This is a genomic window from Aquibaculum sediminis (assembly GCF_040712085.1).
Classification (GTDB): Bacteria; Pseudomonadota; Alphaproteobacteria; order Kiloniellales; family DSM-21159; genus Aquibaculum; species Aquibaculum sediminis.
In genome coordinates, this window is sequence record NZ_JBFCVK010000028.1 from 1 (window position 1) to 555 (window position 555).

At 36.0% G+C, this 555-nt stretch carries 1 protein-coding gene; it reads left to right on the forward strand.

The genetic code is table 11. The annotated features are described in order from the left end of the window. Positions 1 to 366: 366 nt before the first annotated feature. A partial coding sequence (locus ABZ720_RS17445; RefSeq protein WP_366556802.1) for a BRO-N domain-containing protein occupies positions 367 to 555 on the forward strand: 189 nt, incomplete at its 3' end.

Consider the following 555-nt stretch of genomic DNA (forward strand, 5'->3'; position numbering starts at 1 on the left):
ATTGAAAGACTGCCAAATTTAAATTTTGAACAAATGCGAGAAGTTCGCCAGCTTATCGAACGACTTTACCCAACATTTTTTCAAGTTTTATCACAAGCATCAAAAAATAATCCCTAAATCCCACTTTACAAGGTGGGATTTTTATTTTACTATTCCGCTAACGGTGCTCAACACACCTTGACCTAAAGCGGAATGAACCGCATTTAAAGTGCGGTATTTTTTTATCCTGATTTTATGATCGGGTGGCGTTTCGTACATACAATACCGTAAGGAAAAACGAAAGGCTGACTTTAGGCAGTGTTGAAGCACCCGATCGCCCTATCTCAACAGTAGGGAAATATAAAATACCAATAGGATAAAAAAATTATGTCTAATCAAATTCAATTTAATGCTTACAGTTTCAAATCTAATCAAGTTCGTGTAATCACCGATATTCATCAAGAACCTTGGTTTTGTGCAAATGATGTTTGTGCAATTTTGGAATATGCAAATCCTAGACAAGCAGTTCAAAAAAATTGCAACCCAAAGGGTGTATCTATTAGAGACACCCTTACC